General features: G+C 72.2%; 18 protein-coding genes. 9 read left to right on the top strand and 9 right to left on the bottom strand.

What is annotated here, in order from left to right:
• Positions 1-34: 34 nt before the first annotated feature.
• The 3 genes from tilS to pal form a co-directional block, all read right to left on the bottom strand.
• Complete coding sequence (gene tilS, locus BKE41_RS22635; RefSeq protein WP_059409033.1) at positions 35-1072, bottom strand: tRNA lysidine(34) synthetase TilS; 1038 nt, start codon at positions 1070-1072, stop codon at positions 35-37.
• Positions 1073-1161: 89 nt separating this feature from the next.
• Entirely contained in the window at positions 1162-2151 is a 990-nt protein-coding gene (gene ybgF, locus BKE41_RS22630; protein WP_012321253.1) for a tol-pal system protein YbgF, read from the bottom strand.
• A 146-nt stretch (positions 2152-2297) separates the two neighbouring features.
• Positions 2298-2792 carry a peptidoglycan-associated lipoprotein Pal gene (pal, locus tag BKE41_RS22625; protein ID WP_012321252.1) on the bottom strand — a complete coding sequence of 165 codons (495 nt, stop codon included), beginning with the start codon at positions 2790-2792 and terminating at the stop codon, positions 2298-2300.
• A 351-nt stretch (positions 2793-3143) separates the two neighbouring features.
• Between pal and BKE41_RS22620 the strand changes: the two genes are divergently transcribed.
• Positions 3144-3548 (top strand): response regulator, encoded by a 405-nt coding sequence (locus tag BKE41_RS22620; protein WP_012321251.1) that lies wholly within the window; start codon positions 3144-3146, stop codon positions 3546-3548.
• A gap of 114 nt (positions 3549-3662) precedes the next feature.
• Here BKE41_RS22620 and BKE41_RS22615 read toward each other — a convergent pair whose 3' ends face one another.
• A complete protein-coding gene (locus BKE41_RS22615; protein WP_071000137.1) occupies positions 3663-4697 on the bottom strand; it encodes a WcbI family polysaccharide biosynthesis putative acetyltransferase in 1035 nt (344 codons plus the stop codon).
• Positions 4698-4771: 74 nt separating this feature from the next.
• Between BKE41_RS22615 and BKE41_RS22610 the strand changes: the two genes are divergently transcribed.
• From BKE41_RS22610 to BKE41_RS22600, 3 genes are all read left to right on the top strand, one after another.
• Entirely contained in the window at positions 4772-5839 is a 1068-nt protein-coding gene (locus tag BKE41_RS22610; protein ID WP_059409034.1) for a GSCFA domain-containing protein, read from the top strand.
• A gap of 93 nt (positions 5840-5932) precedes the next feature.
• On the top strand, positions 5933-6532 hold the full coding sequence (locus BKE41_RS22605) for a nitroreductase family protein (RefSeq protein ID WP_012321248.1): 600 nt from the start codon (positions 5933-5935) through the stop codon (positions 6530-6532).
• A 145-nt stretch (positions 6533-6677) separates the two neighbouring features.
• Entirely contained in the window at positions 6678-7475 is a 798-nt protein-coding gene (locus tag BKE41_RS22600) for an SHOCT domain-containing protein (RefSeq protein WP_199825811.1), read from the top strand.
• Between the two features lie 90 nt (positions 7476-7565).
• Here the strand turns inward: BKE41_RS22600 and BKE41_RS22595 are convergent, their stop codons facing one another.
• Positions 7566-8591, bottom strand: a complete 1026-nt coding sequence (locus tag BKE41_RS22595; protein WP_012321246.1) for a KpsF/GutQ family sugar-phosphate isomerase — start codon at positions 8589-8591, stop codon at positions 7566-7568.
• Between the two features lie 216 nt (positions 8592-8807).
• Here BKE41_RS22595 and BKE41_RS22590 point away from each other — a divergent pair, with 216 nt between their 5' ends.
• Positions 8808-10241 carry an FAD-linked oxidase C-terminal domain-containing protein gene (locus BKE41_RS22590; protein ID WP_024828845.1) on the top strand — a complete coding sequence of 478 codons (1434 nt, stop codon included), beginning with the start codon at positions 8808-8810 and terminating at the stop codon, positions 10239-10241.
• Positions 10242-10402: 161 nt separating this feature from the next.
• Here the strand turns inward: BKE41_RS22590 and BKE41_RS22585 are convergent, their stop codons facing one another.
• From BKE41_RS22585 to BKE41_RS22570, 4 genes are all read right to left on the bottom strand, one after another.
• On the bottom strand, positions 10403-10942 hold the full coding sequence (locus BKE41_RS22585; protein WP_012321244.1) for a MucR family transcriptional regulator: 540 nt from the start codon (positions 10940-10942) through the stop codon (positions 10403-10405).
• 393 nt (positions 10943-11335) lie between these two features.
• Entirely contained in the window at positions 11336-12556 is a 1221-nt protein-coding gene (locus tag BKE41_RS22580; protein WP_024828846.1) for an ABC transporter permease, read from the bottom strand.
• A 97-nt stretch (positions 12557-12653) separates the two neighbouring features.
• Entirely contained in the window at positions 12654-13148 is a 495-nt protein-coding gene (locus BKE41_RS22575) for a DUF4112 domain-containing protein (protein WP_012321242.1), read from the bottom strand.
• A gap of 129 nt (positions 13149-13277) precedes the next feature.
• Positions 13278-14447 (bottom strand): aminotransferase, encoded by a 1170-nt coding sequence (locus tag BKE41_RS22570; protein ID WP_174805098.1) that lies wholly within the window; start codon positions 14445-14447, stop codon positions 13278-13280.
• A 335-nt stretch (positions 14448-14782) separates the two neighbouring features.
• Between BKE41_RS22570 and BKE41_RS31740 the strand changes: the two genes are divergently transcribed.
• The 4 genes from BKE41_RS31740 to BKE41_RS22550 all read left to right on the top strand — a co-directional run bounded on the left by BKE41_RS31740 (position 14783) and on the right by BKE41_RS22550 (position 23477).
• Complete coding sequence (locus BKE41_RS31740; protein ID WP_164891353.1) at positions 14783-14959, top strand: hypothetical protein; 177 nt, start codon at positions 14783-14785, stop codon at positions 14957-14959.
• Between the two features lie 298 nt (positions 14960-15257).
• Complete coding sequence (locus tag BKE41_RS22560) at positions 15258-16640, top strand: MdtA/MuxA family multidrug efflux RND transporter periplasmic adaptor subunit (RefSeq protein WP_012321239.1); 1383 nt, start codon at positions 15258-15260, stop codon at positions 16638-16640.
• Between the two features lie 244 nt (positions 16641-16884).
• A complete protein-coding gene (locus BKE41_RS22555) occupies positions 16885-20010 on the top strand; it encodes an MdtB/MuxB family multidrug efflux RND transporter permease subunit (RefSeq protein ID WP_071000136.1) in 3126 nt (1041 codons plus the stop codon).
• The gene (locus BKE41_RS22550; protein WP_071000135.1) at positions 20007-23477 is read left to right on the top strand and encodes an efflux RND transporter permease subunit; all 3471 of its coding nucleotides are present in this window, start codon (positions 20007-20009) and stop codon (positions 23475-23477) included. The genes BKE41_RS22555 and BKE41_RS22550 overlap by 4 nt, the downstream gene beginning before the upstream one ends.
• Positions 23478-23631: the final 154 nt, after the last annotated feature.

The following is a 23631-nucleotide window of genomic DNA, read 5'->3' as shown; positions in this document are numbered from 1 at the left end:
CGTGTGCGACCCCCAGGACGGACCTGCCACGCGGCTATTCCGGTCCATCCGTGCACACCTCGCCAATGTAGGCGGGGGGCTCCCCCTTGCCAAGTAAGTCGGGGGACCCTGCGGCGAGGGCAGCACCTGCGGGCCCGTGCCGGCGCGGCGGCGCCGGGGCGAGGCTCACGGTCCCGCCCGCGTCGGCGGAGACGAGGAACCCCGCCAGGGTGCGGCGGACCGGCTCCCCGCGGCGCAGGGCCGGCAGGAGCGATTCGAGGACGAGGGTCTCGAGGCGCTCGAGGCGGCGCGGCGCCGCGCCGGCCCGGGCCAGGGCGAGATCGAGGCAGCGCAGGGCCACGGCGTCCGGCAGGACCGCCAGGGCGCGCCCGTCGAGGCGCAGCTCCGCGCCCGTCTCCGGCCCGGACCGCCGCGCCCCGTCGAGGGCCTGCTCGGCCGCGCTCCGGAGCGCGGCCTCGTCGCGGGCGGCCCGCTCGGCGAGCCGGGCGAGGCGCGCCCGGGTCAGGCCCTCGCGCTCCAGGGCCGGCCAGGCCGCCCGCAGGCGGCCGCGGGCGAAGCGCGGATCGCCGTTGGCGGGGTCGCGCGCGTAGGCGACGCCGCGCGCCGCGCACCACGCCACCAGGCTCGCCTTCGGCAGGTGCAGGAACGGGCGCCCGAGGGCGAGGCCGGGGCCGAGGTCGCGCTCGGCGCGCATGCCGGCGAGCCCCGCGGGGCCGCTGCCGGCCGCGAGCCGGATCAGCACCGTCTCGGCCTGGTCGTCCCGCGTGTGGCCCGTCAGCACGAGACCGGCGCCGACCGCCTCGGCATGGGCGGCGAGCAGGGCGTAGCGGGCCCTGCGGGCCGCGTCCTGCAGGCCGGTGCCGGGCTTCGCGCCCGCCCAGGTCAGGATCGCGTGGGGCAGGCCCAGCGCCCGGGCGGCGCGGCCGACGGCCTCGGCCTCCGCGCCCGATTCCGGCCGCAGGCCGTGATCCACGGTGGCGACCCGCAGGGACGCGCCGGTCGCGTCGCGCAGGCGCGCGGCGGCGTGCATCAGGGCGCTCGAGTCGGGACCGCCCGAGACGGCGAGGAGCACGCCCCGCCCGCCGCGCGCGGCCGGGTCGAGCCAGGGGCGGAGGGCGCCGAGGACCGGGTCGCCCGCGTCGCTCAGATCGCCCGAGGCGTTCAGGCGCCGCAGCGGGCGCGCTTCTGCTCGCGGGCGACGCCCTGGCGGACGCCGCTGCCGGCATTCGGGAACTTCCGGTCCAGCTCGGCCAGGGTCGCGCAGGCCTGCTCGCGGGCGCCGAGCGCGTTGAGCGTGACGCCGAGCTTCAGCATGGCGTCGGGGGCCTGGGAGGAGCGGGCGTAGTCGGTCGAGACCTTCAGGAACTGCTCGGCGGCCTCGCGGTTGCGGCCGCGGGCGAGGTAGCTCTCGCCGAGCCAGTAGGTCGCGCCGGCGACGCGGTTGTCGCGGGGATGGGACTGGATGAACTGGCGCAGGCCCATCTCGGCCTGCTCGTACTGCTTGGCGCGGTACAGCTCGACCGCGGCGTCGTAATCGGCGGCCGGATCGCCCGTCCGGGTCGCCGCCACGCTCTCGGAGGGCCGCGCCGGGATCGCCCCGGTCCGGGCCGGCGGCCGCAGGTCCACCGGCTCGTCGTAGCCGGAGGTCCCGGCCTCCGCGTCCTCCTCGTTCGGCTCGCCGATCGCGCCCTGCGGCAGGCGCTGCGGCCGCGGCGCCGCCTCGGCGGCCTCCTCGGCCTCGCGGCGGGGCAGCGGCGCGGAGGGCTGCGTGCTGCCGAGCTGCATCGGGGCGCCGGGGGCGCCGGGGGCCTGCGACGGGTCGAAGGCGTCGCCGCGCTTGCCGGGGCGGCCGGCGCCCGGGTTGCCGCCGTTGACGGGGCCCGACGGCGCGGGGGCGGCCGAGGGCTTGCCGCCCTTGCCCTCGTTCAGGCGGTACTCGACGTCCTCCTGGAACTTGCGCAGCTGCTCCTTGAGCTGGCGGTTCTCGTACTGGAGGGTCTCGATCTGTCCCGCCATCATCCGGGACTGGTTCTCGATGCGGCCGAGGCGCACCACCAGTTCCGAAGCGTCCTGCGCGGCGGCCGGGTGGCCGAGGAGCGCGGCACCAAGGGCGGTGGCGAGGGCGAGGCGGGTGCGAAGGCGGGCGGGCATGGTTCGGCTGCGGTCCGGTGTCGGCGCGAGGCCCTAACAGATGCGCCGCACCGCGGCAAAACTGCGGCGCGGCCGAAGGTGTGATCGAGAGCATCGATCGGAGGCGGCGGCCGAGAGCCGCCGCCGGAGCGCGGCCGCGCGGCGGCTTACGCGCCGGCGCCGCGGTCGAGGACGATCACCGCGCGGCGGTTCTGCGACCAGCAGGAGATGTCGTTGCACACCGCCACCGGCCGCTCCTTGCCGTACGACACGGTCCGCATCCGGCTCGCCGCGATGCCGCGGGTGGCGAGGTAGTCGTTCACCGCCTGGGCCCGGCGGGCGCCGAGGGAGAAGTTGTACTCGCGGGTGCCGCGCTCGTCGGCGTGGCCCTCGATGATGAAGGTGTAGCGCGGGTAGCGCTGCAGCCACGCGGCCTGCTTGTCGAGGGTCGCGGTCGCGGTGGGCGTCAGGTCGGTGGAATCCGACTCGAAGAAGACCCGGTCGCCGATATTGACGACGAAGTCCTGGGCGCTGCCGGGGGTCGCGGCACCCGCCCCGAAGGCGGAGGCGTCGGCGAGGTCCTTGTCGTTGCTGCAGGCGCCCAGGCCGAGGGCGGCGACGAGCGCGAGGCCGAGGGCGGCGGCGCGGAAACGCTGGGGCATGGTCTGAAAAACTCCTCGAGCGGTGCCGAAGGCCGGCTGCTGGTCTTCGAGGCGGGTCCGCGTATTCCTGGCGCCGTTGGTAGGCGGGGTTGGTTAAGCGACGGTTCCGCCGCGCGGCGCGGGGGCGTGGTGACGGTCCGCACCGGTCGACGGCGTGCGCTGACACACCCGGGACGCGCCCGGAATGCGGCGGCGGCGGGGCGGCGGGCCGCGACGCGGCATTTCGGCCGCCCCGGTTGCGGCGCTGCAACAGGCGCCGGGCCTCCGCCCGGTGACGGGTCCGCGCCGGGCTTTAAGAGATCCTCAACCCTATCGCTCCCTTATCGGCGGGCCGAACACCGGACCTCCCGCATGCGCCCCGCCCAGAGCGTCCTCATCGTCGAGGACAGCTACCTGCTCCTCGAGATCGTCGCGAGCCTGTGCGAGACGCACGGCATCCGGGTGATCGAGGCCTCCACGGGCGAGGCCGCGCTGACCGTCCTGCGCGAGCGGGGCGGCGCGATCGACTGGCTGTTCACCGACATCCACCTGCCCGGGCTGATCGACGGCTGGACGGTGGCCCACGCCTTCCGGGCGATCCATCCGGACCGGCCGGTGGTCTACACCTCGACGGACACGCACGGCCGCAGCGGCGTGCCGGGCAGCCTGTTCCTGCGCAAGCCCTTCCAGATGCAGGAGGTCAACCGCCTGGTCCGGATGATGGTCGAGGGCCTCGGCGAGGCCGGCGCCGACAGCCGGCTCTGCGCGGCGGGCTGAGTCACGGATCCTTCCGACCCGGACCGTCGTCGCGCGCGGCGAAGCCACCCCGGGCGGCGCGCGCTCGGCCGGCTGGACGCCCCGGCTGGACACCTCGGCTCCGGGGGGGCGGCCTCAGCCGCCCCGGAACAGCGCGACGATCTCCGGCGCGGCGAGCCACGCCTCGACCCGCGGGCAGGCGAGATCCCCGGAGGGCATCGCGTCGTAGAGGGCGAAGCTCGCCGCGATGAAGCCCGTGAGGTCGTAGAGCACCGGGAAGTCGTCGCCCCGCGGCTTGGTCTTGAACAGGTACGAGCCGGTCAGGCCGAAATGCTCGGCGATGGGCGGGTAGATCGGCCAGACCACGTCCTGGGCCAGCTCGTCGCCGAGGTAATCCTCGATCTCCACGGGCTCGGGCGTGAGCCCGTTCTCCCGCAGCAGCCGCCGGGCGATGTCGCCGAGGACGTGGACCTTGGGATGGTTCATCAGGTGCATGAAGGCGCCGCGGCGCGCCCAGCGGGTCACCTCGCGCTCCAGCCCGAAACCCAGGGCGTCGGCCGCGCCGACGAGCTCGCGCACGGCCGGGTCCCAGTGGTCGAGGTAGCCCAGGCGGGCGAACACGTCCTCGCGGAACAGGGTCGCGGTGCGGCCGGCGTCGAGGCCGAGCCGGTGGGCGGTGAGGACGATCGCCGAGTGGTACTGGCCGAGCGGCGACGGCGTCAGCTTGAGGGCGGCGAGGTCCGAGGCCTGCCCGACATAGACCATGTCCGGGTGGAAGGCCGAGAACACGATCGACGGGAACAGCTTGAGCCGCGGGTCGGCCGCCCGCACAGTGGCGGCGTCGCCGCCCGGGATCAGCCCGGCCGGGAAGGCCTGCGAGAAGACGTGGTCGTGGGCGCGCAGGGTCCGGATCAGGCCGTCGACGTGGCCGTGGTCGCGCTTCAGCGAGCCCATGGGCAGGTAGCGGACCGGGCTCTTCGGCGCGAGCAGGCGCATGGCCCGGGCGATGCCCCGCGCCTGGCAATTGCCCAGCACCGCGATGCTCGGCCCGTCGCGGGTCGTGGCGGCGCGGGCGCGGTTCCGCCATGGTGTCGCCCAGGTGGGGGCCCAACTGGGTGTCGAGCGGGTGAACGCGCTGCGGGCGCGCCGGGGCAGGTCGTTCAGGGCCACGTCGCGTGCCGGTGTCAGCGGACGGAACAGCGCCCCCGAGGGCCTGTCGCCGTCGTGAAGAAGAGGGTTCGAAGATGGCGTTGAATCCGTATACGGGTCTACCGGCCGAGCGATTCTGGCGCAAGGTCGTCACCAACGTGCCGCCCTTCGCGGTCAATCCGCACCCGAAGGACACGTTCGTGATCGGGCCGACCGACAAGGTCGCCACCGGCGGCTCCTGCTTCGCGCAGCGGGTGGCCGAGGCGGTGCGCGGCGCCGGGTTCAACTACTACCTGACCGAGCCGCCGACCCCCGGCATGAGCGCCGAGGAGGCCAATGCCCGCCAGTTCGGCACGTTCTCGGCGCGCTACGGCAACCTCTACTACACGCGCCAGTTCGTGCAGCTGTTCGACCGGGCCTACGGCAAGTTCGAGCCGGAGCTGAAGGCGTGGCTGCGCGACGACGGCCGCTACGTCGACCCGTTCCGCCCCACGGTCGAGCCGGCGGGCTTCGCCAGCGAGGCCGAGGTGGTCGCGGCGCGCGACGCGCACCTCGCCGAGGTGCGCCGCCTGTTCGAGACGCTGGACGTGTTCGTGCTGACCCTCGGCCTCACGGAAGGCTGGCGCTGGCGGGCCGACGGCGCGGCGCTGCCGCTCGCCCCCGGGGTCGCGGGCGGCACCTTCGATCCGGACCTCTACGAGTGCGTCAACGCCGGCGCGGCCGAGGTTCTGGGCGACCTCAACGGCTTCCTCGACCGGCTCTGGAGCGTGAACCCGAAGGCGCGGGTGATCTTCACGGTCTCGCCGGTGCCGATGATCGCCACCTACATGGACCGGCACGTGATGGAGTCGAACAGCTACTCCAAGTCGGTGCTGCGGGTGGCGGCCGGCGAGGTGGTCGGCCGGGGCGACCCGCGGGCGGTCTACTTCCCCGCCTACGACATCGTCACGAGCAACGTGAATGCCGGGCGCTACTACAACGAGGACCAGCGCACCATCAACGACGCGGGCGTGCGCCACGTGATGCGCCTGTTCCTGGCGACCTTCGCGCGCGACCGGGTGTCCCCCGCCCCGACCCACGCACCGGTGGACCTCGCCGCGGAGTTCGAGGGCAATGCCGGCGTGATCTGCGACGAGGAGGAGATCGAGCGCAGCGTGGCCTGACAGGGCCTAGCGTGGCGTGGGGTTTGCCTCCGGCAGGGCGTTTCGGGCAGTCTCGGCCGCCCGGGCGCCCGCGCCCTTCCGGAGACGAGTCCCTTGAGCCTGCCCCCGCCCCGCCGCGCCGACCACGACATCGATCCGGTCTTCGTGAAGCGGCACTCGCCCCGCGCCTTCACGGGCGAGGCCGTGCCCGAATCCGAGCTGATGCGGATGATCGAGGCGGCGCGCTGGTCGCCCTCCGCCTACAACTCGCAGCCCTGGCGCTTCCTCTACGCGCTCCGGGGCGACGCCCACTGGGACACGTTCTTCGACCTCCTGGTGCCGGGCAATCAGAAATGGGTGTCCGGCACCGGCGCGATCCTGTTCCTGGTCTCGAACGGGCTCATGAAGGTCGGCGACGAGCTCAAGCCCTCCTACAGCCACTCCTTCGACGCCGGCACCGCCTCGCTGGCCTTCCAGCTCCAGGCGATCCACCAGGGCTGGCACGCCCACGGCATGGTCGGGTTCGACCATGTCCGCGCCCCCGCGGTGCTGCGCCTGCCCGAGAACCACCGGATCGAGGCCGCCTTCGCGGTCGGCCGCAAGATCCCGGAGGCGGACCTCACCGAGGAGCAGCGGCCCCGCGAGACCCCGAACGGCCGCCGGCCGATCACCGACTTCACCATCGCGGGACCGTTCCCGCCGGCCGCCGGCTGAGACGGCCGGAACCCGCTTGCACGACCGGCGATTGGCTCCGCATCGCGACGCCGTCGCAGGCCCGGGGGCGCCCGCCCTCGGGCCCGGGCCGGGGGCCGGCGCCGCGCGCCTCCTGTCCACCCTCCGACGCTTCGGGAGCTGGCTCATGGATCCGTCCGACACCGCCGCGTCCGATCCCTTCCGGGACGACGGGCCGTTCGACTCCGTCTCCGGGCTGCAGGCCGTCGCCGACCGCCACGGGGTCGGCCTGGACGCGGTGCGCCACCTGATCCGGGCCCTGGAGCGCGGCCACGGCACGATGGCGCAGTTCGACCATCCCGATCTCGGCGGGATGGGGCAGTGGTTTTCCGGCGGGATGGTGATGGTCGGCCGGATGTTCGACGACGCGCTGAAGGCGCGAGTCGACGCGCTCTGCACCGAATTGGCCGGGGCGCTCCCGGCGGGCGGCTTCTCGGAGGCCGCGCCCGCGGCGCGCCGGGGCGGCGGCGAGTGGTGGCCGGCCGGCCTCGGGGATCCGGCGAGCACCGGCGCGCAGAACGGGCTGCGCTACGCCTATTTCCCCGACAGACGGCGGCTCGCCGTCGACGCGGGGTCCGGGATCGCGCTCTACGACACCGGCGAGCACCGCATCACCGGCGTCTCTCAGGCGAACGGCAGCCTCGGCTTCACGGGACCGGCCGGGGCCGTCGCCCTCGACCGCCTGCGCCGGATCGAGGCGGAGGTCGCCGCGCCGCGCCAAGCGGACCCGGCCGGGATCCCGGCGAGCGCCGCGTCGCCTATCCCTTCGCCTGCCCCGTCGCCCGCCCCTTCGGCCGCGCCGGACCGGTCATCCCCGGACGACGTTCTCGCGACCATCGAGCGGCTGGCCGACCTGCACGCGCGCGGCGTGCTCACCGAGGCGGAATTCGCGACCAAGAAGGCGGAGCTGCTGGCGCGGCTGTGACCGGCGCCCGCTCGTCCGACCCTCCGTCCCCGTCCCGGCACGCCCGGGACCGCCAAGGGCGAGGGTCGGGCCTGCCGGTTCCGGACGGCCTCAGACGATGCCGACGCGGAGCAGGTCGTGGACGTGCACGATGCCCACGGGCCGTCCGTCCGTGACGGCGAAGACCGCCGTGATCAGCCGGCGGTTCATCAGCTCCAGCGCGGCCTGGGCGAGCTTGTGGGGCTCCACCGTCACCGGGTCCCGGGTCATGACCGTCGAGACCGGCGTGTCGAGGAGCGCCGGACCCATGTGGCGGCGCAGGTCGCCGTCCGTGACGATGCCGACGAGGCGGCCGGCCGCGTCCGTGACGCCGACGCAGCCGTAGCGCCGCGCCGCGATCTCGATCAGCACCTCGGACATGAGCGCGGTCTCGTGGACCAGCGGCATGTCCTGGGGGCCGTGCATCACCTGCTGCACGGTCCTGAGGCGGGCCGCGAGGGTGCCGCCCGGATGCAGGGTGTGGAAGCGCGCCGAGGTGAAGCCGCGCCGCTCCAGCAGCGCCACCGCCAGGGCGTCGCCCAGCGCCAGCTGGATCAGGCTGGAGGAGGTCGGCGCGAGGTCGTGGGGGCAGGATTCCCGCACGCGGGGCAGCTCCAGCAGCACGTCGGCGGCCTTGCCGAGGGTGCTCTCGCCGTTGCGGGTGATCGCCACCAGGGGGATCGAGAACCGGCGGCTGAAGCCGACGAGGTCGGACAGTTCCGCGGTCTCCCCCGACCACGACAGCGCGATGATGACGTCGTCCCGGGCGATCATCCCGAGGTCGCCGTGGCTCGCCTCGGTCGGGTGGACGAAGAAGGCGTGGGTGCCGGTGGAGGCCAGCGTCGCGGCGATCTTGCGGCCGACATGGCCGCTCTTGCCGATGCCGCTCACGATGACGCGGCCCTTGCTCTGCAGGATCGTCTGCACCGCCTCCTCGAAGGCCGCGCCGAGCCGGCCCTGGAAGGCCACGCTCGCCTCCTGCAAGGCCGCGATGCCGAGCTGGAGGCTGCGGATCCCGAGGTCGCGGGTGGTGGCGAGATGCGCCGACGGCGCGTCGTAGCGGTCGTCGCGCAGGGCGCTGGAGGCGGGAGCGTTCATCGGTTCCGTTCTTGACCCGTCGTCCGGATCCGGCAGCGGGGGCCGGTATCGGGGAGCGGCGCAGCGAGGCGTCTCCGGCGACGCTAGGCAGCCGTCGTGGTTGAAATGTGACGCGGGGACGACGCAGCGCCGCACTCTGGTTGAAGGCGCGGCCGCCGAGGTCCATGCTGCCCGCACACCGTCCCGCGCCGCGGGCCCCAGGAGGGCACGAGCCCTATGACCATCCGCTTCCCCGATCCCGATCCCGCGATCCTCGCCCGCCGCGAGGCGATCCTGGCCGGCCTCGCGCCCCTGGTGGCGCCGGAGGCGCTGGTGGTGAGCGAGGACGAGCGCCGGGCCTTCGAGACCGACGGGCTGACCGCGTACCGGCAGATGCCGCTGGCCGTGGTCCTGCCCTCCACCACCGCGGAGGTCTCCGCCGTGATGGCCTATTGCCACGCCAACGGCGTGCGGGTCGTGCCCCGGGGCGCCGGCACGTCGCTCGCGGGCGGCGCCATCGCGCAGGCCGACGCGATCATCCTGGGCGTCGGCAAGATGACCAAGGTCCTCGACATGGACTTCGCCAACCGCACCGCCCGGGTGCAGAGCGGCATCACCAACCTCGCCATCTCCGGGGCGGTCAGCCACGAGGGCTTCTTCTACGCCCCCGACCCGTCGAGCCAGCTCGCCTGCACGATCGCCGGCAACATCGCGATGAATTCCGGCGGCGCGCACTGCCTGAAATACGGCGTGACCACCAACAACCTCCTCGGCGTCACCCTGGTGCTCAACGACGGCACCGTCCTGGAGATCGGCGGCCAGCACCTCGACAGCGGCGGCTACGACCTGCTCGGCCTCGTCTGCGGCTCGGAGGGGCAGCTCGGCATCGTCACCGAGGCGACCGTGCGGATCCTGCGCGCGGCGGAAGGCGCGCGCCCGGTGCTGGTCGGCTTCTCGAGGGTCGAGGACGCGGGCGACTGCGTCGCGGCGATCATCGCGGCCGGGATCATCCCGGTGGCGATCGAGTACATGGACCGCGAGGCGATCCTCATCACCGAGGACTTCGCCCAGGCCGGCTATCCCCGCGACGCCGAGGCGATGCTGATCATCGAGGTCGAGGGCTCGGACGCCGAGTGCGACGCCATGCTGGCGCGGATCGAGACGATCGCCCAGGATTTCCGCCCGACCAGCCTGCGCGTCTCGCGCTCGGAGGCGGAGTCGGCCGCGATCTGGAAGGGGCGCAAGTCGGCCTTCGGGGCCACCGGCCGGATCTCCGACTACATCTGCATGGACGGCACGATCCCCACCGGCCAGCTCGGGCCGGTGCTGGAGCGGATCGGGGCGATCTGCGCCGAGAAGGGCCTACGGGTCGCCAACGTGTTCCACGCGGGCGACGGCAACCTGCACCCGCTGATCCTGTTCGACATCAACCGGCCCGGCGAGCTGCAGAAGGCCGAGGCCGCGGGCGACGAGATCCTGAAGCTCTGCGTCGAGGTCGGCGGCTGCCTGACCGGCGAGCACGGGGTCGGCATCGAGAAGCGCGAGCTGATGCGCTTCCAGTACGACCAGGTCGATCTCGAGCAGCAGATGCGGGTCAAGGCGGTGTTCGATCCGGACTGGATGCTGAACCCCGCCAAGGTGTTCCCGCTGGACGGGCGCCTCGCGGCCTGAACCGGGCCGCGCGGCGTGGATGAGCCGGACCGCGCGGCGGGGTCCGGCCGAGGTGCAGGCCAGGACGCACGGCCAGGACGTACGGCCGAGGCGTCCGGAGCGGTGCGGGCGCGGCCGTCTCCGACCGCGCATCCGCCCCCGTCCGGCCCTCGCGGCCGCGCTCAGGCGGCTTCGACCTTGCGGCTCGCCCGGGCCTTGGTCGCGGCGGTCGCGGCCTTGCGGCGGCCGGACGCGGGGGCGGCGGGCGCCTCCTCGGCGGGGGCGGCGGGCTTGTCGCTGGACGGGGACCGGCCCGGCTGGCCGAGGCCGAGGCTCTTGGCGAGCGCCGAGCGCTGCGCCGAGTAGTTCGCCGAAGTGGTCGGGTAATCGGCCGGCAGGCCGTAGCGCTCGCGGTAGGTCTGCGGATCGAGACCGTGCTTGGTCAGGTGGCGCTTCAGCGTCTTGTACGACTTGCCGTCGATGAAGCTGACCAGTCCGTCGGGGCGGATCGACTTGCGGATCTGGGCGGGGGTCGGCCGCTCGACGCTCTCGGTCGCCGGAGCGGCGGGGCCGGCCCCGATCGTGTTCAGCGCCTCGTGGATGCTCGCGATCAGGGCCGGCAATTCGGCCGAGGGCAGCGAGTTGTTGGAAACGTAGGCCGCGACGACGTCCACGGTCCGCTCGATGAAGTCCAATTGCGATGTCGGCGCAGCTTCTGACATTCTCTCATTCCTCGGCACAAATGCCTGATGGGATCCCCACTGTTCGCGAGTTAAGTCAGCGTCCGAAAAATGCAAGCCGCGCCATACAATTATCTGTGATGAGACCGAAGTCTAACTCTGCATCGCGCGGCGAGGCTTACAGGGTATGGTTGCATTGGCGGCACTTAAGGGACACTTCTGAGAGGCTTTATCGGTGTCCGCCCGGCGAATTCTAGTCGCTTCCTCGAAGCGGGTTTTCGCAGCCGGCAGAGACCTTTACGCCCAGGTCGGGGCCCGTCTCTAGACGATCGTATACGGTTGCCGTCCGGCCGTGCCGGGACAATGCGCAATCTTCGTACAGTTGTGCGAAGGCCGGGTGGGGCCCTGCGTCATTTTCGCCACCCGGTCGCGGCCTCAGGCGAAAGTCTTGCGCGGGTCGAAGGCGTCCCGCACCGCCTCGCCGGCGAAGACGAGCAGGCTCAACATCACGGCGATGACCAGGAATCCGGTCAATCCGAGCCAGGGCGCGGTCAGATTGTCCTTGCCCTGCGCGAGAAGCTCTCCGAGGGACGGCGAGCCCGGCGGCAGTCCGAAGCCGAGGAAGTCGAGCGAGGTCAGGGTGGTGATCGAGCCGTTCAGGATGAACGGCAGGAAGGTCAGCGTCGCCACCATGGCATTCGGCAGCAGATGGACCGTCATGATGCGGATGTTCGACAGGCCCAGCGCCCGGGCGGCGCGGACATACTCGAAGTTCCGCGCCCGCAGGAACTCGGCCCGCACCACGCTCACCAGCGCGACCCAGGAGAACAGCAGCATGATCCCGAGCAGGACGAAGAAGCCCGGGGCGATGAAGGCCGAGATGATGATGATCAGGTAGAGGGTCGGGATGCCGCCCCAGACCTCGATGAAGCGCTGGAAGGCGAGATCGACCCAGCCGCCGAAATAGCCCTGCACGGCGCCCGCGACGACGCCGATCACCGACGAGACCGCCGCCAGGATCAGCCCGAACAGGACCGAGATGCGGAAGCCGTAGATCACCCGCGCGAGCACGTCCCGCGTGGTGTTGTCGGTGCCGAGCCAGTGCCAGGGAATGTCCGCGCAGGTGCTGCCGCCGAGCTTCTCGGCGACCGGCTTGCACTGCGCGTCCGTGAGCATCCAGGTGGGCGGCGACGGCGACGGCGTCGGCAGGTCCTCGTTGATCGTGTCGTACGAGAACGGGATCGGCGGCCACAGCGCCCAGCCGTTCGCCGCGATCTCCCGGCGAATCTCGGGGGAGCGGTAGTCGGTCGTGGCGAGGAAGCCGCCGAACTTCTCCTCCGGGTAGTCGACCAGGACCGGGACCAGCCACTCGCCCTTGTAGGACATCACGATCGGGCGGTCGTTGGCGATGAACTCCGCGAACAGGCTGAGCACGAACAGGATCGTGAAGATCACGAACGATCCGTAGCCGAGCCGGTTGCGGCGGAAATTGTCGAGGCGCCGCCGGTTGAGCGGCGAGAGCCGGGCGCGCCGGCCGGCGGCCTCGGGCGGGACCGGGGGCGGCGCCCCCTCGTCCGGCCGCAGGACCAGCGGCTGGGCGCCGGGCATCGGCGCGGGCACGACCTCGCTGTCGCCGGGACGCGTGACCTCGTTCATCCGTGCTGCCTCCCGCGCCGCGCCGCGCGCGCGCCCGCCGCCCCGTGATCCGGGCGGCCCCGCGACCGGCCGGCCGCGGGACGGGGACCGGGGACGCTCAGCCGTCGAGCCGGATCGCGGTGCCGTCGATCTCGGTGGGACGCAGGTTGCCGCTGCGCTCCAGCCAGCGGCGCAGCAGCCGGACGTTGCGGCGGTTGGCCTTGAAGGCGGCGTCGAACAGGTCGCCCGCCACCGGCACCGCGCCGATCAGCCCGTCGAAGGCCACGTTCAGCCCCATCCGGGCCAGCAGCCAGCGCGGCGCCCCGAGGCGCTTCGCCTCGTAGACGATGAAGGACGAGATCACCATGCCGGCCAGGTCGCCGATCACCGGCACGAGGCCGATCAGCGCGTCGAACCCGACCCGACGGTTGATGCCCGGGATGACGAAGGCCGTGTCCATCAGGTGGGCCAGCGTCTCCAGGCGGGCGAGGCTCGCCTCCCGGCCGAGATCCGCCGACAGGAAGGGGGGCCGGGTTCCGGCGCCGGTCCCGCCTCCGGGGAAGGTCTCGGCACGGGCGAAACGCCCGGACTGGGCAGCCTGGGTGAAGTCCATGGTCGGGATCCGTCGGGAAGCCATCGTCCCCAACGATGTGGCCCCCCGTCCGGATCCCCGCAAGGACGGCGCCCGCTCGGCGCGCGCCGCCCGTCGTGGCGTCTCCCATGGCGCCTCCCATGGCGCCTCTCACGCCGCCGCCCCGGGGAGCCCGCGCATGCGGTCGAGCGCCGCATCCAGGGTGGCGTCGTCCTTGGCGAAGCAGAGCCGGACGAGGCCGCGCACGGAGGCGTCCGGGTAGAAGGCGCTCACGGGGATCGCCGCGACGCCGTGACGGGTGACGAGGGCCTCGCAGAAGGCCACGTCGTCGGTGTGGCCCAGCGCGGCGACGTCGACGTTGAGGAACCACGTGGCCTGGGCCGGCAGCACGGTGAAGCCGAGCCCGCGCAGGCCGTCCGCGAGCCGGTCGCGGGACCGGGCGTAGCCGGCCCGCATCGCCTCGAACCACGGGGCCGGCTTGCCCAGCCCGTAGGCCACCGCCTCCTGGAGGTTCGGGGGCGTGGTGAAGGTCAGGAACTGGTGCGCCTTGGCGAGCCCGCGCATCAGCCGGGCCTCGGCCATCACGAAGCCGACCTTCCAGCCGGTGAGCGAGAAGATCTTGCCGGCCGAGCCGATCTTGACGGTCCGCTCCCGCATCCCGGGCAGCGCCATCAGCGGCCTGTGGCGCGCGCCGTCGAACACCACGTGCTCCCAGACCTCGTCGCAGAGGGCGGTCACGTCGAAGCGCTGGCAGTAGCGGGCGAGCAGGTCGAGGTCCTCCGGCGCGAACAGCGTGGCGCTCGGGTTGAGGGGATTGTTCAGCACCACGACCCGGGTCCGCGCCCCAAAGGCCTGCGCCAGCGCGGCCTCGTCGAGGCGGAAGGCCGGGGGCCGCAGCGGCACGATCCGCGGAACGCCGCCCGCCCGCCGGACCAGGGGCAGGTAGGCATCGTACATGGGCGCGAACAGCACGACCTCGTCGCCGGGCTCGATCAGCGCCAGGAGCGCGCCGGCCAGGGCCTCGGTCGCCCCGGAGGTGACCATCACCTCGGTCTCCGGGTCGAGGTCGAGCCCCTGGTGCCGCGCGTAGTGCGCGGCGACCGCCTCGCGCAGGGCCGGCAGGCCCATCATCGGCGGGTACTGGTTCCAGCCGTCCAGGAGCGCCCGCGCGCCCCGCTCTCGGACGTCCGCCGGCCCGGGATCGTCCGGGAAACCCTGGCCGAGATTGATCGCGCCGTGGACCCGCGCGAGCCGCGACATGGTCTCGAACACGGTCGTGGGCAGCGCGTCGAAGACGGGGTTGATGAAGGCGGGCGTCATGCGGCGCCGGGGATCGGGGAGGTCGGCATGGCGGGTCTCGGCATCGCCGGCCCTTAGCATGGCCGCGCAGGGCCGTCGCGCGTCGCGGAATGTGCGCCTTCGCACAGACCCGGTCGCCGAAGCGCGACCGACGGCTGACGAATATTGACATTCATCAGCCGTCTCGTAGGTTCGGGTCACGGCCGGAGCGGCGCACTCGCCGACGGGGCTTCGCCCCCTCGCCCCGTCAGCGGGGTGCCGCTCCGGTCCCCAGAAGGGCCATCGACTTGCGGGTCGGTGGCCCTTTCGGCATGTGCGGCGGCGGCCGCACCGCTCGCCGGCCCCCGGAGACGACGATGCCGCCCTCCTCACGCGCGCTCCTCGGCTGCCTGGTCCTGGCGCTGCTGATCGGCGGTCTCGGGCTAGGCCTGCGCCGCGCCGTGGCCGTCACCCCGGTCGATCCCGCGTTCCGGGCGGTGCTGCGCGCTTATGCTGCACCGGACGCGTCCGGCGGAACCCAGCAACACGAGTGAAACGTCGCCGCCCTAGTGACGGCGCATTGGCCGGGCACCGGTGGAGCGTACCGCGAGGTGCGCGCGCAGCGCGGCCGCGGGCGACCATGTCGCCGCGGTAAGGAGCCGTTCGGGACCCGGACAGCTTTATGGGCTTACGCTCCCGCACACGGGATCGGAGCCGCCGGGTCCCGCGGGATCGGGCGGCTTCAGGACGAGCTTCCGGGACGCGGCGTTCCGGAGGCGGCATGGGGGCTTGGACAGCGAGGGATAGGGTGCCGCCGGTCGCGCTGACGACCGTCCTGTGCTCTAGTCAGGCATGAACGAGAGTTCACCGATCCGGACCGACACGGCCCGCGCCTACCAGCCCGGCGAGGCGCCCGCGCGCGAGGTCCGGACGCGGCGCTTCCGGCCGATCCGCTGGCTCGTGATCCTGGTGCTGCTCGCCGGCGCCGGGGCGATCGGGCACCGCTGGTACGAGGCCCGCACCGACAGGGGTGCCGAGCCCGCGACGGCGCACCGGACCGGCGGCCGCGGCGGCCGGCACGGCGGCTCCGACATGCCGCAGGCGGTGGGTATCGCCAGCGTCACGACCGGCGACATGCCGGTGGTGCTGCAGGGCCTCGGCACCGTGACGCCGCTCGCCACCGTGACGGTGAAGTCGCAGATCAGCGGCTACCTCACGCAGGTGCAGTTCCGGGAGGGCCAGACCGTGAAGGCGGGCGACGAGCTCGCCCGGATCGATGCCCGCCCCTACGAGGCGCTGCTCGCCCAGTATCAGGGCCAGCTCGCCCGCGATCAGGCGCTGCTCCAGAACTCGAAGCTCGACCTGCAGCGCTATCAGACGCTGAACCGGCAGGACTCGATCTCGAAGCAGAACGTCGACACGCAGGCCGCGCTGGTGAAGCAGAACGAGGGCACGGTCGCGGCCGACCAGGCGCTCGTCGACCAGCAGAGGCTCAACATCGCCTACACGCACATCACGTCGCCCGTGGACGGCCGGGTCGGCCTGCGCCAGGTCGACCAGGGCAACTACATCTCGGCCGCCTCCACGGCGATCGTGGTGGTGACCCAGCTCCACCCGATCTCGGTGGTCTTCACCCTGCCGGAGGACGACGTGTCGCGGGTGATGCGGCAGGTGCGGGCGGGCGCGAAGCTCACCGTGCGGGCCTACGACCGCGGCGACGCCCACGAGATCGCCACCGGCCGCCTCGACACGGTCGACAACCAGATCGACACGACCACCGGCACGGTGAAGCTGCGCGCGCTGTTCGACAACGCCGACGAGGAGCTGTTCCCGAACCAGTTCGTCAACGCCAAGCTGACCGTCGACACGGTGCGGGGCGCGACGCTGGTGCCGAATTCCAGCCTGCTCCAGGGCACGCCCGGCACCTACGTCTACCTGATGGACGGGGACAGCAAGGTCACGGTCCGGCCGATCAAGACCGGCGAGACCGACGGCACCACCACCGTGGTGGTCTCCGGCCTCAAGCCGGGCGACCGGGTCGTCACGGACGGCACCGACCGGCTGAAGGACGGCGCGCCGGTGCGGATCACCGAGGGCGCACAGGCGGCTGCGGGTGACGGGAAGGCTGCCGAGAAGGCTGATGGCCGCCCCGGTGCACCGACCGAGGCTGCGGCGGCGGATTCGCAGGGGACAGCGGAGGGCGGTCGTCGGCACCGGCGCCGTCAGGCGCAGTGAGGGGATTGGCCGCGCGCGTGTGCGGCTTCCCCCCCTCTCCCCGCACGCGGGGAGAGGGCTCCGGCGACCTCGTCGTCGCCGGAGCGAGGCGGCAGCCGAAGGTGAGGGGGCTTGGCCGTAAGAGCCTCATCCTGCGGCACCCCCTCACCGCCGCTGCGGTTTCGCCTCCGCTTCCCGCAGGCACGACAAGGTGCCTGCAGGCCTCTCCCCGCCCGTGGGGAGAGGGGAAAAAGGCGGCGCGTCCATGAACCCGTCCCGCCTCTTCATCCTCCGCCCGGTCGCCACGACGCTCTTGATGCTGGCGATCCTGATCGTCGGCGGCGTGTCGTACCTGAACCTGCCGGTCTCGGCGCTGCCGGCGGTCGATTACCCGACGATCCAGGTCCAGACCTTCTATCCCGGCGCCAGCCCGGAGGTGATGACCTCCTCGGTGACGGCGCCGCTGGAGCGGCAGTTCGGCCAGCTCGCCAACCTCAACCAGATGACCTCGCAATCCTCCGCGGGGGCGTCGGTCATCACCCTGCAGTTCAGCCTGGACCTGCCGCTCGACATCGCCGAGCAGCAGGTCCAGGCGGCGATCAACGCCGCCGGCAACCTCCTGCCCTCCGACCTGCCGGCGCCGCCGATCTACGCCAAGGTCAACCCGGCCGACGCGCCGGTGCTGACGCTGGCGCTGACCTCCAAGACCCTGCCGCTCACCCAGGTGCGCGACCTCGCCGAGTCGCGGCTGGCCCAGAAGATCAGCCAGGTGGCGGGCGTCGGCCTCGTGAGCATCTCGGGCGGCCAGCGCCCGGCCGTGCGGGTGCGGTTCAACGCGCGGGCGCTCGCCGCCTACGGGCTCAACATCGACGACCTGCGCACCACCATCACCAACCTCAACGTCAACACGCCGAAGGGCACGATCGACGGGCCGAAGCAGTCCTACGCGATCAATGCCAACGACCAGATCCGCGACCCGAAGGCCTACGACGCGGCGATCATCGCCTACCGCAACGGCGCCCCGGTGATGCTCTCGGAGGTGGCCGACGTGGTCGAGGGGCCGGAGAACACCAAGCTCGGCGCCTGGGCCGACGCGACGCCGGCGGTGATCCTCAACATCCAGCGCCAGCCGGGCGCCAACGTCATCGCGACCGTCGACAAGATCAAGGCGCTGCTGCCCCAGCTCCAGGCGAGCCTGCCGGCCGCCGTGGCGGTGGCGCCGCTCACCGACCGGACCACCACGATCCGCGCCTCCGTGGAGGACGTGCAGTTCGAGCTCGGCCTCGCCATCGCCCTCGTGGTGCTGGTGATCTTCCTGTTCCTGCGCAGCCTGTCGGCGACCCTGATCCCGAGCCTGTCGGTGCCCCTGTCGCTGGTCGGCGCCCTGTCGGTGATGGACCTGTACGGCTTCTCCCTCGACAACCTGTCGCTGATGGCGCTCACCATCGCCACCGGCTTCGTGGTCGACGACGCCATCGTGGTGATCGAGAACATCGCCCGCCACGTGGAGGCCGGCGACTCGCCCCTGGAGGCGGCCCTCAAGGGCTCCCGCGAGATCGGCTTCACCATCATCTCGCTGACCGTCTCGCTGATCGCCGTGCTGATCCCGCTCCTGTTCATGGGCGACGTGGTCGGGCGGCTGTTCCACGAATTCGCCATCACGCTGGCGGCCACGATCGTCATCTCGGCGGTGGTCTCGCTGACGCTGGTGCCGATGCTGTGCGCGCGGCTCCTGAAGCACGTCCCGGAAGCCGGTCACCGCCGCCGCGAGGGCGTCCTCTCCCGCCTCGGCCGGCGCGCCGTCGACGGCACGATCGAGTCCTACGGCCGCTCCCTGCGGGTCGTCCTGAACCACCAGGGCCTGACGCTGCTGGTGGCGCTCGGCACGCTCGGGCTCACGATCTACCTGTTCGCGGTGATCCCGAAGGGCTTCTTCCCCGTGCAGGACACGGGCGTGATCCAGGGCATCACCCAGGCCGACCAGTCGGTCTCCTACGCCGCCATGGCCGAGCGCCAGCAGCGGATGGCCGAGATCGTCCTCAAGGACCCGGACGTGGCGAGCCTGTCCTCGTTCATCGGGGTCGACGGCCAGAACGTCACGCTCAATTCCGGCCGGATGCTGATCAACCTCAAGCCCCGGGAGGAGCGCACCGCGACGGCCAGCGCGATCATCCGGCGGATCTCGGCGGCCGCCGCGAACCAGCCCGGCATGCGGCTCTACATGCAGCCGGTCCAGGACCTGACCATCGACACCGCGGTCTCGGCGACCCAGTACCAGGTGATCCTCGAGAGCCCGAACATCGACGATTTCGAGACCTGGGTGCCGCGCTTCACCGAGGCGCTGGCGAAGTCGCCCGTGGTCACCGACGTGGCGAGCGACCACCAGGGCCAGGGGCTCGCCGCCTACGTGACCATCGACCGGCCCACCGCCGGCCGCTACGGCATCACCCCGGCGACCATCGACAACGCCCTCTACGACGCCTTCGGGCAGCGGATCATCTCGACGATCTTCACCCAGTCCAACCAGTACCGGGTGATCCTGGAAGCCGACCCGAAGCTGCACACGACGCTCCGCAGCCTCGACGCGATCTACCTGCCCTCGTCCACGGCGACCAACGGGCAGGTGCCGCTCTCCGCCGTGGCGCGGATCAGCGAGCGGCGGGCGCCGCTGCTGATCTCGCATCTCGGCCAGTTCCCGGCCACCACCGTGTCGTTCAACCTCGCGCCCGGCGCGGCGCTCGGCCAGGCGGTCGAGGCGATCGACCGGGTCAAGGCCGAGATCGGCCTGCCGCCCTCGTTCCGGGTGGTGCCGCAGGGCTCGGTCTTCGCCTTCCAGTCGGCGCTCGGCAACGAGCTGTTCCTGGTGCTCGCCGCGATCGTCACGGTCTACATCGTGCTGGGCGTGCTCTACGAGAGCTTCATCCACCCGATCACGATCCTCTCGACCCTGCCGTCGGCGGGCATCGGGGCGCTGCTCGGCCTGATGCTGTTCGGGCTGTCGCTCGACATCATCGCGGTGATCGGCATCGTGCTGCTGATCGGCATCGTGAAGAAGAACGCCATCATGATGATCGACTTCGCGCTCCAGGCGGAGCGCGAGGACGGGCTGGAGCCCCGCGAGGCGATCTTCCAGGCCTGCCTCTTACGCTTCCGGCCGATCCTGATGACGACGCTGGCGGCTTTGTTCGCCGCGGTGCCGCTGATCCTGGGCACCGGCGTCGGCTCGGAGCTGCGCCAGCCGCTCGGCATCTGCATCGCGGGCGGCCTGATCGTCAGCCAAGTGCTGACGCTGTTCACGACGCCGGTGATCTACCTGGCGTTCGACCGGCTGGAGCGGCGGATCTCGGGGCGGCGGGGGCCGGATCTGGCGGGCGGCGAGGCGCTGCCGTGAACATCTCCGAGCCGTTCATCCGGCGGCCGGTGGCGACCACGCTGCTCACCATCGGCGTGCTGCTCGCCGGGCTGTTCGCCTTCCTGAAGCTGCCGGTGGCGCCGCTGCCGCAGATCGACTTCCCGGTCATCCTCGTCCAGGCGCAGATGGCCGGCGCCTCGCCCGACACCATGGCCACCACGGTGGCGGCGCCGCTCGAACGGCGGCTCGGCGCCATCGCGGACGTCAACGAGATGACGTCCACGAACTCCCTCGGCTCGACCCGGATCGTGCTGCTGTTCGGCCTGAACCGCGACATCGACGGCGCGGCCCGCGACGTCCAGGCCGCCATCAACGCGGCCCGCGCCGACCTGCCGGCCTCGCTCCGGCAGAACCCGACCTACCGGAAGTTCAACCCCGCCGACACGCCGATCATCATCCTCGGCATGACCTCGGAGACCCTGACCCGCGGCCAGGTCTACGATTCCGCCGCCACCGTGGTGCAGCAGAAGCTGTCGCAGCTGCCGGGCGTCGGCAACGTCGATATCGGCGGCTCGTCCCTGCCGGCCGTGCGGGTCGAGCTCGATCCCACGGCCCTGTTCAACTACGGCATCGGCCTCGAGGGCATCCGCGCCGCGCTCGCCTCGGCCAACGCCAACTCGCCCAAGGGCGAGATCGACGCGGGCGACCGCCGCTACCAGCTCTACGCCAACGACCAGGGCCGCAAGGCCGCCGATTACCGCGACATCATCGTGGCCTACCGCAACGGCGCCGCGGTGAAGCTCACCGATGTCGGGCAGGTGCTCGACGGGGTCGAGGACAAGCGCAACCTCGGCATCGTCAACGGCAAGCCCGGCGTGCTGCTGTTCGTCTACAAGCAGCCCGGCGCCAACGTGGTCGAGACCATCAAGGCCGTGAAGGAGGCCCTGCCGCAGATCACCGCGTCCCTGCCCGGCGGCATCGACATCAAGCTCACCGGCGACCGCAGCGCCACGATCCGCGCCTCGCTCTCGGCCACCGAGGAGACCCTGCTGGTGGCGGTCGGCCTCGTGATCCTGGTGGTGTACGGCTTTCTGCGCTCCTGGCGGGCCACGCTGATCCCGGCGGTCGCCGTGCCGATCTCGATCGTCGGCACCTTCTCGGCGATGTACCTGCTCGGCTACTCGCTCAACATCCTGTCACTCACCGCGCTGATCATCGGCACTGGCTTCGTGGTCGACGACGCCATCGTGGTGCTGGAGAACGTCCAGCGCCACATCGAGGAGGGCAAGCCCCGGCTCCAGGCGGCGCTGATCGGCGCCCGGGAGGTCGGCTTCACGGTGATCTCGATGAGCCTGTCGCTCATCGCGGTGTTCCTGCCGATCCTGCTGATGGGCGGCCTCGTCGGCCGCATCTTCCAGGAATTTTCGGTGACCCTGTCGCTGTCGATCCTGATTTCCTTGGTGCTCTCGCTCACGACCACGCCGATGATGTGTGCCCGGCTGCTCCGGGCCGAGGGGCATGGTCCCAATGGCGAACCGCCGGCCGGCCGCCGGCCGAACCTGCTGATCCGGATCCTGGAGGGCGGCTTCGCCCGGCTGCTCGGCGCCTACGCGCGGACGCTGGAGGTGGCGCTCGCCCATCCGCGCCTCGTCCTGCTGAGCCTGCTCGCCACGGTCGGGCTCAACGTCTACCTCTACATCATCGTCCCGAAGGGCTTCTTCCCCGAGCAGGATACCGGGCAGATGATGGGCGGCATCCAGGCCGACCAGCGCATCTCGTTCCAGTCGATGGAGAAGAAGCTCACGCAGGCGACCGCGATCGTCGGGGCGGATCCGGCGGTCGAGAGCGTCGTCGGCTTCACGGGCGGCCGCGGCACCAACTCGGCCAACGTCTTCGTCGGCCTGAAGCCGCTCAACGAGCGGGCGCCGATCTCGGCCGTGATGGCGCGGCTGCGGCCGAAGCTCGCGCAGGTCGCGGGCGCGCGCCTCTACGTCTTCCCGCGCCAGGACCTGCAGATGGGCGGCCGCCAGAGCTTCGCCCAGTACCAGTACACCCTCCAGGGGGACACCGCCGAGGAGCTGTTCGCCGCCGCCCCGAAGCTGGTCGCGGCCCTGCAGAAGGACCCGACCTTCGCGGACGTGACCTCGGACCAGCAGGAGGGCGGTCTGGAGAGCCGGGTCGTGATCGACCGGGCGACCGCGTTCCGCTACGGCATCACGCCGAACAAGATCGACAACACCCTCTACGACGCCTTCGGGCAGCGCCAGGTCTCGACGATCTACAACCCGCTGAACCAGTACCACGTCGTGATGGAGATCGCGCCGCGCTACCTGGAGACGCCGGAGACGCTCAAGCAGATCTACGTCTCGACCTCGGGCGGCAACGCGCCGGGCTCGGCCACCACCAACGCGGTCGCCGGCACGGTGGCGGCGGGCGGGACCGTCAACACGAACGCGGCGACCGGCACCAGCAGCCCGGGCAGCGGGTCGTCGGCGAGCGCCGCGACCGGTGTCGCCACGGGCTCCGGAGCGGTGGGCGGCTCCGGGAGTTCCGGCGGCTCCGGCGCCGCCGCGGCGGCGGCCGCCTCCGCCAGCACGGCCGACACCGCCTCGAACGCCGCCGCCATCGCGTCCGACTCGGCCCGCAACGCCTCCGCGAACGCCATCGCGGCGAGCAAGGGCGGCGCCTCGTCGAGCGCGCCGGTCTCGGCCGCCAAGGAGACGATGGTGCCGCTCTCGGCCTTCGCGCGGATCGAGCCCGGCAGCGCCCCCGTGCAGGTGAGCCATCAGGGCCTGTTCGTGGCTACCACGATCTCGTTCAACCTCGCCCCGGGCAAGAGCCTGTCGGACGCGACCGCCGCCATCGACCGGGCCATGGCCTACCTGCAGCTGCCCGCCACGATCCACGGCGAGTATGCCGGCGCGGCCAAGAACTACGTCGCCTCCGCGTCGCGCCAGCCGCTGCTGATCCTGGCGGCGATCCTGGCGGTCTACGCGGTGCTGGGGATCCTCTACGAGAGCTTCGTGCACCCTCTGACGATCCTCTCGACCCTGCCGTCGGCCGGCGTCGGCGCGGTGCTGGCCCTGCTGGTGACGGGCACCGACTTCACCATCATCGCGCTGATCGCGGTGTTCCTGCTCATCGGCATCGTGAAGAAGAACGCGATCATGATGATCGACGTGGCGATCGACGCCGAGCGGACCCGGGCGGCGAATCCCGTGGACGCGATCCGGGAGGCCTGTCTCCTGCGCTTCCGGCCGATCATGATGACGACGCTGGCCGCCATGCTGGGTGCCGTGCCGCTGATCCTCGCCAACGGCGAGGGCGCGGAGCTGCGCCGCCCGCTGGGCATCGCCATCGTCGGCGGGCTGATTGTGAGCCAGATCCTGACCCTCTACACCACCCCCGTCGTCTACCTCACCCTCGATCGCCTCCGGCACAGGGTGCTCAACCGGCGTCGGCGCGCCGGGCGGGGCGGAGAAGCGGCGCTGCCGGCCGGAGAGTGATGGTTAAGGTTTCACGTGAAACAGCCGCGGGCCCGGGCGTACCCGAGGGTCCGTCCGATCCGCGTCCTCGTCCCGAGGTGCTGCGTCGCGGCCTCGAAGGAGGCCTGCGGGGATCGCGCGGCCTGCCGGGAGGCTCTTTCGAGGCCTCCGCCAC

This window comes from Methylobacterium sp. C1, assembly GCF_001854385.1.
Taxonomy (GTDB): domain Bacteria; phylum Pseudomonadota; class Alphaproteobacteria; order Rhizobiales; family Beijerinckiaceae; genus Methylobacterium; species Methylobacterium radiotolerans.
The sequence above is the reverse complement of the archived record's forward strand: the minus strand, read 5'-3'. Positions and strand labels throughout refer to the sequence as shown.

What these genes read in the sequence shown, in the direction of transcription:
- BKE41_RS22595 (WP_012321246.1), bottom strand. Translation starts at nt 8,591, where the DNA reads ATGAACGCTCCCGCCTCCAGCGCCCTGCGCGACGACCGCTACGACGCG.
- BKE41_RS31740 (WP_164891353.1), top strand. Translation starts at nt 14,783, where the DNA reads ATGCCGCCCTCCTCACGCGCGCTCCTCGGCTGCCTGGTCCTGGCGCTG.
- BKE41_RS22620 (WP_012321251.1), top strand. Translation starts at nt 3,144, where the DNA reads ATGCGCCCCGCCCAGAGCGTCCTCATCGTCGAGGACAGCTACCTGCTC.
- BKE41_RS22555 (WP_071000136.1), top strand. Translation starts at nt 16,885, where the DNA reads ATGAACCCGTCCCGCCTCTTCATCCTCCGCCCGGTCGCCACGACGCTC.
- BKE41_RS22585 (WP_012321244.1), bottom strand. Translation starts at nt 10,942, where the DNA reads ATGTCAGAAGCTGCGCCGACATCGCAATTGGACTTCATCGAGCGGACC.
- BKE41_RS22610 (WP_059409034.1), top strand. Translation starts at nt 4,772, where the DNA reads ATGGCGTTGAATCCGTATACGGGTCTACCGGCCGAGCGATTCTGGCGC.
- BKE41_RS22590 (WP_024828845.1), top strand. Translation starts at nt 8,808, where the DNA reads ATGACCATCCGCTTCCCCGATCCCGATCCCGCGATCCTCGCCCGCCGC.
- BKE41_RS22575 (WP_012321242.1), bottom strand. Translation starts at nt 13,148, where the DNA reads ATGGACTTCACCCAGGCTGCCCAGTCCGGGCGTTTCGCCCGTGCCGAG.
- BKE41_RS22570 (WP_174805098.1), bottom strand. Translation starts at nt 14,447, where the DNA reads ATGACGCCCGCCTTCATCAACCCCGTCTTCGACGCGCTGCCCACGACC.
- pal (WP_012321252.1), bottom strand. Translation starts at nt 2,792, where the DNA reads ATGCCCCAGCGTTTCCGCGCCGCCGCCCTCGGCCTCGCGCTCGTCGCC.
- BKE41_RS22560 (WP_012321239.1), top strand. Translation starts at nt 15,258, where the DNA reads ATGAACGAGAGTTCACCGATCCGGACCGACACGGCCCGCGCCTACCAG.
- BKE41_RS22580 (WP_024828846.1), bottom strand. Translation starts at nt 12,556, where the DNA reads ATGAACGAGGTCACGCGTCCCGGCGACAGCGAGGTCGTGCCCGCGCCG.
- ybgF (WP_012321253.1), bottom strand. Translation starts at nt 2,151, where the DNA reads ATGCCCGCCCGCCTTCGCACCCGCCTCGCCCTCGCCACCGCCCTTGGT.
- BKE41_RS22600 (WP_199825811.1), top strand. Translation starts at nt 6,678, where the DNA reads ATGGATCCGTCCGACACCGCCGCGTCCGATCCCTTCCGGGACGACGGG.